Genomic DNA, 12,979 nt, shown 5'->3' on the forward strand with positions numbered 1-12,979 from the left:
AATTGTTTAAAAAGTGAGATTGAACCCCGTAGTGATATTTCTTCCCCTTGTAGTGAAACCAAAAACTTCAGCGAAGTCCTCATTCAGTATATTGTTGGCACTTAAGAACAATTTCAATTTGTTTGCCATCACTTCATGTTCCAGATACAGATTCACCAGCGAAAATGCATCCAAGGTCACATCGGTAAAAGTGGTAAAATCGGTATCGAGTCTTTCCCCTGTGTACGCATAATCAAGTGAAATGTTGGTGGTTGGGCAGATCTGATATCCCAAGTTCAAATTGACCTTGTGTTCAGGAATCCGGATGGCATTGTCCCCTTCCCTATCGGTGTAGGTATAGTTGGCACGCAAGGAAAACTCTTCGGTTGGGAACCAAAACGCTTCAAACTCAATACCGCTTACATCAATTTCATCTGCGACGTTGATACTTGTAAAATTTTGGTCGAATCCAATGGTATTTTTTTCATTGCGGTCAAAATACAAAGCGCTAACCCTAAGCTTTTTGTTGATGAAATACTCTACCCCTCCTTCAATTGTTCTATTTTCCTCAGGTTCCAAATCGGGATTCGCCCCAAAATCCCCAAATAGTTGAATCAAATTAGGTGTGATGTATGAAGTGGCATAGGAACCCAGTAGTTTTACATAACCCTCGGAAGTTGTAAAAGCATAGGACGGATTTACATTGTAGACGAAATGGTTACCGTATTCCGAATGGTTGTTGAGTCTGGCTCCAGTATTCAGGTTAAAGCCAAAATCAGACACATAAACCAGATTGAAATAGGGATCAACAATGGTGAAATCAGCCTTATTGGTAAATACAGCCTCATCTTTCAGGTAGTTTACACCTAAAATAGTATGCCATTTCTCTGCAAAAATGTACTTATTGTAAACATCCAAAACCAAGTTCTTCCCCTCAAATACACTTTCTCCAAAGGTGGAAATGCTCTCCGTTTCATAGTCTGTGTAGGCCGCATTGAGGTGAATGGAACCCTTAGTGTATTTAAAGGAAGTGGAAAGTCCCGCCCTTTCTTGGGCGGTTCTACTTTGATTGGGAGCTTCGGCCAAATCTGCATCAAACTCGTTGGTAAACTTGGTCTGATTTCCATAAATGGAAAGTTCAAAACTATCCGTGAATTGATATCCCAATTTGAGATCTGTACTAAATTGCGAGAAAATATCCTCTTCATTTTCAGGTGTCACCGCTGCAGATAATCCACTGGAGTATCGGTTGGAAAAATTAATGCCATAGGAAAATCTGTTCACTGTTCCATTAACAAAGGCGTTGTTTTGAAAATTGCCCAAGTTGTAGTTTTGATCATCGGCTGTTTGATTGGTTCCAAGGGTAGACTGAAAATTGGCCGAAATCGGTTTCTTGGCGTTTTTCTTGGTGGTAATGTTGATCACGGCTGTAGCCGCATTGGTACCATATAAGGTACTGGCCGCTCCCTTTATGATTTCTACCGACTCTATATTGGCAGCAGACAGCAATCTTAAATCATATTCCTGTGAGAACGATGAGGGGTCCGAAACGCGAACACCATCAACTATGACAAGGGCTTGTCGTCCTCTACCTCCTCGGGCAAATACCCCAAAAACAGATCCATCCCTGCCCCGGCTACCAGCAATTTCAATTCCACTTTTGGTATTGATGATTTCGGCAATGGTTCTACCTTGATTTCGTTCCAGTTCGGCTCCTGAAATCTTGATTACGGTTTTTCCCGAATTTTCGCGTTTCAACTGAAACCGCGAGTCACTTACCACAACTTCTTGTAATTCTTGCACTGCAATGGAATCTTGCTGGACATTTTGGGCTACAAGAATTTGGCCTGCCGAAACAGCAGCGCACAACACTAAATACTTTTTTTTCATTTTCGTTTACATGAATAAACGGGAGAGTAGTATGTCTGTACCCATACGTAAACTTTTATCCCGAAAGTTTAACTTAATTTGTTTGAATTTGGCAGGTCTCCTGACTCGCGTCTTGCCTACTACCTTCCCGCCCTGATGGGCAGTGGTTTTGAAGTTGTGGCAAGCATCTCTAAACGAAAGAGACAAAGCTTACAGTTGCGGGAACAGCTCTGGAATTTCACCAGATTCCCTTTTAATTACATAGGGTTAAGATCCTATGCAAACCAAAATTCGGTACGAATGTAATCATTCTGTTTAATCTTTTTTTACAAAAGTTAAATAACCTTACATTTGGGTCTATGGCAAAAAAATGGATAACAAACCTTCTGCTTGCTGCATTGATTGTTTGCTTTTTCTGGGGATGTGTCGAAAAAAATAAGCCCTTTCCGGTTCAACAAAATTTAGTTCAAACCAAGGTTGAACATGCTTCGGGTTTTACGATACAGCAAAATGATCTCTATACCGTGATTGAGGTTACCTCCGCCTGGCCTGGGTCGGAAACCGCCTTTACCTATGCCTTGATTCCAAGGGAAAAACTTGCTTCAATCACCTTGCCCAAAGATGCCTATGATGCCATTGTGGCCACTCCGGTAAAAGCTATGGTTGTTACCTCTACTACCCATATTCCTTCTTTGGAGGCCCTCGGTGTCTTGGATGCTCTAGTAGGTTTTCCAAGTACGGACCTAGTGTCCTCAGCTGAAGCCAGAAAACGTATCAACTCTGGTTTGATCAAGGAATTGGGCACCAACGAAAATATCAATACCGAAATTGCGTTGGAGTTGAATCCAGAAGTGGTCATCGGCTTCGGCATAAATAATACCAACAAGGCTTACGAAACGCTGAAAAAATCGAACATTCCCATAGTTTACAATGGGGATTGGACGGAGCAGACCCCATTGGGAAAGGCTGAATGGATAAAGTTTTTCGCTCCCTTCTTTCAGAAGGAAAAGGAAGCTGACCACATTTTTGAAGAAATTGAAGCTTCGTACAATCAGACCAAGTTGTTGGCCCAACAGGCAGCAGAAAAACCTACGGTTTTAACAGGCGGATTATACAAAGATGTGTGGTACGTTGCGGGAGGAAAAAGCTGGATGGCCCAATTTTTACGGGACGCCAATTCAGATTATATATGGTCCAATACTAAAGATCAAGGAAGTATAGGCCTGAGTTTGGAAGCAGTTCTTGAAAAAGGCCAAAAGGCAGATTTTTGGTTTAATCCCTCCCTACATTCATCGTATGAGGAATTGGAGGCGGCCAATGCCCATTATGAAGAGTTCGATGCCTTTTCAAATAAAAAAGTTTATTCCAATGCGGTGAAAAAAGGCCAAACAGGAGGACTATTGTTTTATGAACTCGCTCCGCAACGACCCGATTTGGTCCTTAAGGACCTCATTGCCATTCTACATCCTGAATTGCTTCCCAATCACAATCTTACATTCTATTTGCCCCTACCTTAAATGCAGAGACCAAAATCATATCAAATTTCCTTTTTGCTTGTAGTTCTCGCGTTGTTGCTTGCATGGGTTTTGAATATCAGTTCAGGGTCTGTGGCCATTCCATTTGAGGCTATGCTATCTTCATTATTTGGGGGTAAAATTGAAGTGGAATCTTGGAATTACATCATCTGGAACTATCGTATCCCAAAAGGATTTACCGCGGTTTTGGTGGGTGGTGGCCTTTCAGTGAGTGGTCTTTTGATGCAAACACTGTTCCGTAACCCTTTGGCCGGGCCGTTTGTTTTGGGCATAAGTTCTGGGGCAAGTTTAGGGGCTGCGCTCTTGTTGATGGGAACGTCGTTGATTTCGGGCTTTGCCTCTTTCACCCTTCTTAATGATATCACCTTGGCCATTGCCGCAAGCATAGGGAGTTTTTTGGTTTTACTGGTAGTGATGGTCGTTGCCAATCGTATAAAAGACACCATGGCCTTACTTATTATTGGTTTAATGTTCGGAAGCATTACTGCAGCCATTGTTAGTGTTTTGGCTTATTTTTCCACTGCGGAAAACTTGCAACGTTTCATTTTTTGGTCCTTTGGAAGTGTTGGGAATTTATCCCAGACCCAGGTTCTCCTTTTGGCCGGTATTACAGGTTTTGGGGTTTTGTTGAGCATTCTTTCCATTAAAAGATTGAATGCCTTTTTGTTGGGAGAAAATTATGCGCAAAGTCTAGGTGTATCTTTGAAAAAATCAAGACTGATAATTATTATCGCAACAGGATTACTCGCTGGGGGCATCACTGCATTTGCTGGTCCTATTGCTTTTGTTGGACTTGCGGTACCCCATTTGACGAGGCAAATTTTCGATACCATGGAGCATCGTATTTTAATACCTGCCGTATTTCTCTATGGTGCTATTTTGATGCTACTATGTGATACCATAGCCCAATTGCCGAATTCTGCGAGCATTTTACCCATAAATGCCATAACTTCATTGGTTGGCGCCCCAGTAGTTATCTGGTTATTGGTTCGAAAACGTAAAATGCTATTTTAATGCCCGACTCTAAAACGTCAAGTATATCAACAAATGGTTTAACCATTGGGTACAAATCCAAAGCGGTTGCCGGCAACATCAATTTTTCTTGTGATTCAGGGGAGTTATGCGCCATCATCGGTGTCAATGGCATCGGAAAATCAACTTTGCTCAGGACATTGGGCAATCTACAACCCAAGCTTTACGGGAGTATCTCCATAAACAATCAGGACCTCTCCACATATTCCTCAGGGGACTTGGCAAAGAAGCTCAGTGTGGTGTTGACGGAACAGCCTTCTTCAAAAAATCTGACTGTGGAAGAGTTGATTGCGCTGGGTCGTCAACCTTATACAAATTGGATTGGTACCCTAACCTCCAAGGATAAGATTTATATTCAAGAAAGCCTCACGGCATTTTTGCTGAAAGAACTCCGACATAGAAAATGTCATGAGCTCAGTGATGGTCAATTGCAACGTGTCTTGATTGCTAGGGCCATGGCACAGGATACTCCGCTCATCTTGCTGGACGAACCTACCACCCATCTTGATTTGTATCACAAAGTTCAAATTTTGAAACTGCTGCAGAGCTTGACTCACAACGAGGGAAAGACCATTATTTTCACAACCCATGAAATTGATTTGGCCATCCAGCTTTGCGATAAAATCTTGATTTTGGATGGCGAACAAAACCCTTTTGGGGAGCCCTGTCAGTTGATTGAAAATGAGCATTTTGAAAGGCTTTTTCCAGAAGAAATGGTGGTGTTCGACCCAAAAACAGGCGCATTTAAGGTTAGTAAATGATCTTGGAGCATAAGATTAACATCAACGGGAATCCGTTATCTTTATCTGAATAAAAGATTACATGAGTAACGAATTAATTTATATAATTATCGGCCTTTTAGCCATAGCCATTGGGGTGTTTTTGGGCATGTACCTCCAAAAATTAAAGACGAAATCCAATGAAGAGGTCTGGCAAGAGCGTGAGCAACAATTAAAGGGCAATATCAATGCCTTAAACGATAAATTGATTTCCAGTGATGAGGAAATAAAACAATTGCAACTTCAAAAGGAGCAGCAAGGAAACCAACTGGTACGACGCCAGGCGGATTTCGAGAATTTACAGCGCATCAATACCGAACAGAAAGAGGAGGTTGAAAAATTACAGGAAAAATTCACCAAAGATTTTGAAATTCTGGCCAACAAAATCCTAGAGGACAAATCCAAAAAGTTTACGGAGAAGAACAAGGAGAATATTGAAAGTATTTTGAATCCCCTCAATAAAAAAATAAAGGAATTTGAGGAGAAGGTGGAAAAGTCGCAAAAAGAGAATATCAGCATCCATTCAGCACTTAAAGAACAATTACTCAACCTACAGAACCAAAATCTAAAAATTACCCAGGAGGCGGAAAATTTGACCAAAGCCCTTAAAGGGGACAGCAAAATGCAGGGGAATTGGGGAGAACTGGTTTTGGAACGGGTTTTGGAAAAGTCTGGACTTGAAAAAGACAGGGAATATAGCGTACAGCAGAGTTTTACTCGAGAAGATGGAAGCCGAGTTCTCCCCGATGTCATCATCCATCTGCCGGACGGAAAAAAGATGATTGTGGATTCAAAGGTTTCGCTAACCGACTACGAGCGATTCACAAACGCCGAAGATGAAGACAAACCTCGTTTTTTAAAGGACCATATCAATTCCTTGCGAAAACATGTTGAGCAACTGTCCGCAAAAAAATATGAGGACCTTTATGAGATGGAAAGTCCAGATTTCGTGTTGATGTTCGTCCCCATCGAACCGGCATTTGCCATTGCCATAAATGAAGACAATTCCCTCTACAACAAGGCCTTTGAACAAAATATTGTTATCGTTACTCCTGCTACCCTATTAGCCACACTCCGAACGATTGATACCATGTGGAGCAATGAAAAGCAGCAAAAGAATGCCATTGAAATTGCTCGTCAGGCAGGTGCCCTTTATGATAAGTTTGAAGGTTTTGTAAGCGACCTTACACGCGTTGGCAAAAAAATGGATGAGGCCAAAAATGAATATCGCGGTGCGATGAACAAATTGGTTGAAGGCCGTGGAAACATTGTGACCAGTATTGAGAAGCTTAAGAAAATGGGGGCCAAAGCCAAGAAATCGATTCCAGAACCCATTTTAAAGCGGGCAGAGGAGGATGATTATGAGGAATCCAAACTTGACCTTAACTGAGCGAAGAAGCAGCATCTCGGTCCAAGAACCAAACCAAATCCCCTGATTCTGGTTGTACCAACGAAGCAGGGTACTGTTTAAATCCTTCTGCTTTTTCTGTAATGGTTTTCACTTTTTCGGCCTTACCCTGACCCGTAACCAAAAAAACCACAGTTTTAGCTTTATTGATCACTTTTCCATTGATGGAAACCCTCTTTTGCCCAGAATCAGGATGGGTTGCTACCACACAATGGTCCTCAGCATTCCAAAGTTCAATTTCATGTGGGAAAATTGAAGCTGTATGGCCGTCATCACCCATACCTAAAATCACCATATCAAATTGAGGGATACCCTCTACCCTATCCAAATTAATTTCTAAAAGATTGGCATAACGAAGTGCCTCAGATTTTGGGTCGTTCTCCCCCAAAATTCGGTGTATGTTTTCTTTTGGTACGGATAATTTTGAAAACAAATGCTCCACCGTCATTTTATAGTTGCTTTCATCATCCGTTGGGGGCACACAGCGCTCATCTCCCCAATAAAAATGAATTTCATTCCAATCCATAGTATCCCTGAAATTCTCAGCAAGAACATCAAATACAATCTTTGGAGTGCTCCCACCAGAAAGTGCCACATGAAAATCCGCTTCTCCTTTAACTACATTGGCAAAATAAGCCGAGAATGCTTCTGCCACCTTCTGTTTATTGTCAAAAATCTTTAGTTCCATAGCCATTAACAAATTACACAATACCCAGCGTCATCAGCCAGGTTCTGCCCTGGATTTCGCCAAAATCCCAAATCATCAATGAGTTCATCCGCGTTCTCAGGGCCCCATACCCCTGCAGCATATCCATACATACGAATGTCCTTTCCATTTTTCCAGTAATCCAGAATCGGGTCTACAAACTCCCAGGCAGCCTCAACTTCATCCGCCCGTGCGTAAAGGGTAGCATCCCCTTGCATGGCATCCAATAACAACCTTTCGTAAGCCTCCATCACATAGGTTTCTGCTAAACTGGAGTAGTAGAAGTCCAAATTGGCACGTTCAACTTTAAAGCCTTGTCCAGGTACTTTCACCCCAAACTTGATCAAGATACCTTCGTCGGGCTGAATACGAATGATCAACTTATTGTCTTTGCTACTCAACCCTGAGTCTTTGAAGATTTGATGGTGGGGGGTTTTAAAATGAATGATAACCTCGGTGACCTTCGTAGGCATACGCTTGGCCGTTCGCACATAAAAGGGAACATCTTTCCAACGCCAATTGTCCACGAAAAACTTTACCGCTGCATAAGTTTCCGTAGTTGAGTTGGGGTCCACACCATCTTCTTCCCGATATCCTTTAATTTTCTCTCCATTGATTTCAGAAGCCACATATTGTGCTCGAATGGTGTTTTCGAAGAGGGATTCGTCATCCTTCATAATTCGAAGAGATTTTAAGGCCTTTACCTTCTCATTTCGAATATCTTCAGGTTCGTTGCCGATTGGGGGTTCCATGACCACCAAAGAAACAATCTGGAGGAGGTGGTTTTGGAACATATCACGTAGCGCCCCTGATTTATCATAATACCCGCCTCGCTTCTCCACGCCGACGCTTTCCGCATTGGTAATTTCCACGTGATGGATATAATTTCGATTCCACAAGGGCTCAAAAATGCTGTTGGAAAAACGGGTCACCAACAGATTTTGCACAGTTTCTTTTCCTAAATAATGATCTATTCGATAGATCTGCGATTCATTAAAATACTTTTGAAGTCCCTTGTTCAATTCTTTTGCAGTCTCCAAACTATATCCAAAGGGTTTCTCAACAATCAACCGTTTCCAGCCCTCTTCCTGTGAGCTTAATCCGGCATCAGCGAGGTTCTTGGCTATGGGTTCGTACAAACTGGGGGGCGTTGACAAATAAAACATATAGTTATTTTCCGTCCCATTGGTATCATTTAGCTTCGCAATGCGTTTGCTTAATCTTTCATAATTTTTGGTATAATCATCCCCCAAATCCTCATAAAACAACATATCAGCGAAGCCCTTAACATAGTTCTCCTTTAAATCTTCTATTTTGGACTTTAAGTATGGGCTTTCATATACTACCTTCTTCCTAAATTCCCCATCGGAAAGATTGCTTCGGCTTGCCCCCAAAACCACAAAATTCTTTGGTAATTGTTTAGCGACATATAAATTGAACAGGGAAGGAATCAATTTTCGTGCTGTGAGGTCTCCAGAAGCTCCAAAAATGACGAGCATTTGGTTTTTGGTCTCTTTCATATTTAATTCAAATGTTGACTATCATTGTACGTTTCAATAAATGCGAGGAAAAGTATAAGCCCCAAAAGGTTTCTACGAGTCATTTATTTTTGAGCTTAACGAATATAACGTTTATTTTAGGTTCGGAATTTATTAAATAGCTTACTTAGTAATCACTTAACAAAAGCAGCGTAAAAAGCATAGAATATGGCAAACACATACGATTTTGGGTTGGTAGGTCTTGGTGTCATGGGACGGAATTTTATTTTGAACGTCGCTGATAACGGGTTTACCGCTTTTGGAAACGATTTGGACCAAGAAAAAGTAAACGCACTTATCGAAGAAGGCGGGGATAAATCGAAAGTAAATGCCGATGTGGATGCCGCCAAATTTGTCGCTTCTTTAAGTGCACCCCGTAAAATAATGCTATTGGTTCCTGCAGGTAAGGTTGTGGATATTGTGATTGAAAGCCTGCTTCCCTATTTGGATGAGGGTGACATCATCATAGATGGTGGCAATTCTTTTTTCACGGATACAGACCGAAGAGAGGCGTACCTCAAAGAAAAGGGCATCAACTTTTTTGGGGCAGGTGTCTCCGGAGGAGCCAAGGGTGCGCGAAAAGGCCCCAGTATCATGCCCGGAGGTTCCAGGGAAGCCTATCAATTCGTAAAACCCATTTTTGAGGCGGTTTCCGCCAAGTACAAGGGAGAGCCCTGCGTGACTTATTTGGGCCCAAAATCAGCAGGAAATTATGTAAAAATGGTCCACAATGGTATCGAATACGGACTGATGCAGCTAACCTCAGAAATCTATGACCTTCTAAAAAAGGCAGGCAATTTGAGCAATCAAGAATTGCATAAAACTTTCGATACGTGGAGTAAAGGGAGGCTTCAATCCTTTTTGGTGGAGATCACAGCAACTATTTTTGACCAAAAAGATGATTTGACCGATGGGGATTTGGTGGATATGATTTTGGATAAGGCCAAACAAAAAGGAACGGGTAAATGGACCTCCCAAAATGCTATGGATTTGGGAATTCCTGTGCCTACCATCGACATTGCCGTTAGCATGCGCGAAATTTCAGCCTTAAAGGATGAACGCATCAAGGCCGATGCGCTGTATGATAGACCGACACCTGAAAATGTGGTTAAGGATTCTTTGGTAAAAAAGGCCGAAGCGGCTCTGTATTTTGCCTTTATTATCACCTATGCCCAGGGTATGCATCAATTGGCAGATGCCTCAAAGGAATATGGCTATGAGCTTGAACTTGGCGAAATTGCCAAAATCTGGCGTGCTGGTTGTATTATCAGAGCGGCACTGTTGGCAGATATTACCGAAGCTTTTAAGGCTGATGCCGAACTACCCAACCTTTTGGTATCTCCCTCATTTGTATCAAAAGTCAAAGAGACCGTTGATTCAGCTCGAGAATTGGTGGCTTACGGCGCAAACAATGGCATTCCTTTACCGGGACTGAGCAATGCCCTTACCTATTTTGATGCCTATACCAGTAACAGACTGCCATTGAACCTCATACAGGCCCAAAGGGACTTCTTTGGGTCACACACCTATGAACGATTGGACCGAGACGGAATCTTCCACACCGAGTGGGAAAGCTGAGAAAAATTGGAATCCAAGTGGATATATCGGAATAACAGCGATAATACTGCCCGATTTCTGCTTGGGGAACCTGGTAAGAATACATTGGCCTGCATCGGGCTGAATCCGAGTACGGCACAACCTGAACTCTTGGACAACACATTGAAATCCGTAAAACGAATTGCTTTCAGCAACGGTTTTGACGGTTGGTTGATGTTCAACCTCTATCCCCAAAGAGCTACCAATCCAAATAAATTAACCAAAGTTGCAAAGCGTACGCTGATTTCAAAAAACTGCGAAATATTTCGATTGACCATCCATCAATTTGAGATTAAAACACTTTGGTTGGCATTTGGTAATCTTGTGGAATCTCGGACATATCTTCCCAAATGCCTGATTGAAATGTATGCAGCTGTCCATACTTCAGGTTTGCAATGGAAAAAAGCCCAATCCCTTACGCATAAAGGCCACCCTCGACACCCACTTTACATTCCATCGAGTAGCATTTTGACAGATTTTGATATGGCTGCATATATAAAAGCTATTGCGGTGTAAAATTCTCATGTATTTCAAAAGTATTGGTAGCAGTTTTTCCGTATTTTCAAATGCAATTAAAATACCATCAATACCTTAAATACCAATGAAGCTACAGGAACAAATGCGAGCCGAATTTTCGGATAAAACTATTTTTGAAAAGGCCCAAAAGTATGCTTACGACTATCTGGATGGCATTTCTGAAATGGATGTTTTCCCTTCAGAAGAAAGTTTAGAACTTTTAAAAAAGTTTGATGAAAAACTTCCAGAGAAGTCAACCTCTGCATTGGACACCTTGGATTTCTTGAACAACTATGGAACACCAAATACCATTGCACAAATTGGGGGAAGATACTTTGGCTTTGTAAATGGAGGTGCCGTTCCAGCTTCGCTTGGTGTGAAGTGGCTGTCCGATGTCTGGGATCAATGCGCTGGCCTGTATCTGACCTCCCCCATCAATGCCAAATTGGAATCCGTATGCGAAAAATGGCTCAAGGACCTTTTTGGATTGCCCGAGTCCACCGTTGCTGGCTTCGTGAGCGGAACTTCCATGGCCAATCTTTGCGCCTTGGCCGCAGCGCGTTTCCAATTGCTGAAGAATTTGGGATGGGACATTAATGAAAAGGGCTTAATTGGAGCACCGAATATTCGAATAATCGCACACGAGCAGGTACACGCCAGCGTAAAAAAGACCTTGGCCTTGCTTGGTTTTGGAAAAAATAGCCTTGAATGGATACCCTCTGATGACCAAGGCAGGCTTATGCTTGATACCTTACCTAAATTGGATAGTTCTTGTTTGGTGTTGTTACAAGCCGGGAATGTAAATACAGGTGGATATGACCCCTTTGATAAGGTATGTGATATGGCAAACGCAGTGGGAGCCTGGGTTCATGTTGATGGTGCCTTTGGATTGTGGGCAGGGGCATGTGACTCATTGAAGCATTTGACCCACGGCATGGAAAAAGCATCTTCGTGGGCCGTGGATGGGCATAAAACCCTAAACACACCTTATGATTCCGGAATTGTGCTTTGTAGACATCCCAAAGCAATGGTAAGTGCCCTACAGGCTTCGGGAGAGTATATCATTTACAGTGACCAGCGAGACCCCCTCCTCTACACACCGGAACTCTCTAAACGGGCAAGGGCCATCGAACTTTGGGCCACACTTCGCTACTTGGGGAAATCAGGGATCAATGAAATGGTGCAAGGCTTTCATCTACACGCCAAGCGTCTGGCGAAGTCACTAAAAGAACTTGGGTTCGAAATTATGAACGAGGTTGTGTTTAATCAAGTTCTGGTTCGATTCAAAGATGATGATTCCACGAAAAAAATCATTGCTCACCTACAAAATTCAGGTGAATGTTGGTTGGGAGGTACAACTTGGCAAGGGAAGGCAGCCATTCGGGTAAGTATATGCTCTTGGGCCACTACTGAGGAGGACATCGCGCAGACCATTGCACTTTTTCAAAAAGCAAAAACCGCTTTGGGTTAGACTACTAAATTTAAAAACTATTTAAATGAACAAATCAACAATAATGCTTTTAGGACTTTTCCTTTTATGTGTGCTCAGTTGTGGGAGAAACGACACCAAATCCAATGATCAAAATGAAGAGGAAGTGCTATTGTTGGCACTACAAAAGTTCAACACTGCCTTCGCGGATGGCGATGTGACCACATTATCCTCCATGATCACAGATAAATATCTTCATACCAACGCTACCTCCAAAGCCATCCAAAAAGAGAATTGGTTGAGTTATCTTCAAAAAAGAGAGGTGGAAATAACATCGGGATTGATAGAGACCCTAAACTACGAAATGGATGAGGTGGCTTTGACCTTTTATGGGGATGCTGCCTTGGTAACGGCAAGAATAAAAACCGAAGTAAGGAAAAACGATTCCATCAGCACTTCTCAGTATCGTGTTACCCATCTTTGGGTAAAGGAAAACGGACAATGGAAACGCGCAGGGTTCCATGACACGCGCATAGATTGACTCTATCCATCCTACCCTAGAAGCAATAGAGTCTCCTAAGAAACCTAATGA

11 protein-coding genes and 1 riboswitch are annotated in these 12,979 nt (G+C 42.3%); of the genes, 8 read left to right on the forward strand and 3 right to left on the reverse strand.

Translation table 11 applies throughout. The features are described 5' to 3' along the window. Positions 1 to 6: 6 nt before the first annotated feature. Entirely contained in the window at positions 7 to 1,869 is a 1,863-nt protein-coding gene (locus EW142_RS04945) for a TonB-dependent receptor plug domain-containing protein (RefSeq protein WP_130610496.1), read from the reverse strand. Positions 1,870 to 1,942: 73 nt separating this feature from the next. After that, a riboswitch (cobalamin riboswitch) is annotated at positions 1,943 to 2,152 on the reverse strand. A 55-nt stretch (positions 2,153 to 2,207) separates the two neighbouring features. Here EW142_RS04945 and EW142_RS04950 point away from each other — a divergent pair. The 4 genes from EW142_RS04950 to EW142_RS04965 all read left to right on the forward strand — a co-directional run bounded on the left by EW142_RS04950 (position 2,208) and on the right by EW142_RS04965 (position 6,584). Continuing rightward, positions 2,208 to 3,365 carry an ABC transporter substrate-binding protein gene (locus EW142_RS04950; RefSeq protein ID WP_130610499.1) on the forward strand — a complete coding sequence of 386 codons (1,158 nt, stop codon included), beginning with the start codon at positions 2,208 to 2,210 and terminating at the stop codon, positions 3,363 to 3,365. After that, the gene (locus tag EW142_RS04955) at positions 3,366 to 4,397 is read left to right on the forward strand and encodes a FecCD family ABC transporter permease (protein ID WP_130610502.1); all 1,032 of its coding nucleotides are present in this window, start codon (positions 3,366 to 3,368) and stop codon (positions 4,395 to 4,397) included. Then, positions 4,397 to 5,176: an ABC transporter ATP-binding protein gene (locus tag EW142_RS04960; protein WP_130610505.1), complete on the forward strand. Its 780-nt coding sequence runs from the start codon at positions 4,397 to 4,399 to the stop codon at positions 5,174 to 5,176. Before EW142_RS04955 ends, EW142_RS04960 begins: the two co-directional genes overlap by 1 nt. 61 nt (positions 5,177 to 5,237) lie before the next feature. After that, positions 5,238 to 6,584 carry a DNA recombination protein RmuC gene (locus EW142_RS04965; RefSeq protein ID WP_130610508.1) on the forward strand — a complete coding sequence of 449 codons (1,347 nt, stop codon included), beginning with the start codon at positions 5,238 to 5,240 and terminating at the stop codon, positions 6,582 to 6,584. On the opposite strand, the gene pgl is transcribed toward EW142_RS04965, so the two are convergent. Then, a complete protein-coding gene (pgl, locus tag EW142_RS04970; protein ID WP_130610510.1) occupies positions 6,577 to 7,290 on the reverse strand; it encodes a 6-phosphogluconolactonase in 714 nt (237 codons plus the stop codon). The two genes, EW142_RS04965 and pgl, sit on opposite strands and share 8 nt — an antisense overlap. Before the next feature lie 5 nt (positions 7,291 to 7,295). Continuing rightward, a complete protein-coding gene (zwf, locus tag EW142_RS04975; RefSeq protein ID WP_130610513.1) occupies positions 7,296 to 8,828 on the reverse strand; it encodes a glucose-6-phosphate dehydrogenase in 1,533 nt (510 codons plus the stop codon). A 186-nt stretch (positions 8,829 to 9,014) separates the two neighbouring features. On the opposite strand from zwf, the gene gndA reads away from it, so the two are divergent. The 4 genes from gndA (at position 9,015) to EW142_RS04995 (ending at position 12,928) form a co-directional block, all read left to right on the forward strand. Beyond that, the gene (gene gndA, locus EW142_RS04980; protein WP_130610516.1) at positions 9,015 to 10,424 is read left to right on the forward strand and encodes an NADP-dependent phosphogluconate dehydrogenase; all 1,410 of its coding nucleotides are present in this window, start codon (positions 9,015 to 9,017) and stop codon (positions 10,422 to 10,424) included. A gap of 6 nt (positions 10,425 to 10,430) precedes the next feature. Beyond that, entirely contained in the window at positions 10,431 to 10,958 is a 528-nt protein-coding gene (locus EW142_RS04985; protein WP_130610519.1) for a DUF1643 domain-containing protein, read from the forward strand. An 85-nt stretch (positions 10,959 to 11,043) separates the two neighbouring features. Beyond that, positions 11,044 to 12,429 (forward strand): pyridoxal phosphate-dependent decarboxylase family protein, encoded by a 1,386-nt coding sequence (locus EW142_RS04990; protein ID WP_130610522.1) that lies wholly within the window; start codon positions 11,044 to 11,046, stop codon positions 12,427 to 12,429. Between the two features lie 25 nt (positions 12,430 to 12,454). Beyond that, positions 12,455 to 12,928 carry a nuclear transport factor 2 family protein gene (locus EW142_RS04995; protein WP_130610525.1) on the forward strand — a complete coding sequence of 158 codons (474 nt, stop codon included), beginning with the start codon at positions 12,455 to 12,457 and terminating at the stop codon, positions 12,926 to 12,928. Positions 12,929 to 12,979: the final 51 nt, after the last annotated feature.

It is taken from the genome of Flagellimonas allohymeniacidonis (assembly GCF_004296335.1).
GTDB lineage: Bacteria > Bacteroidota > Bacteroidia > Flavobacteriales > Flavobacteriaceae > Flagellimonas > Flagellimonas allohymeniacidonis.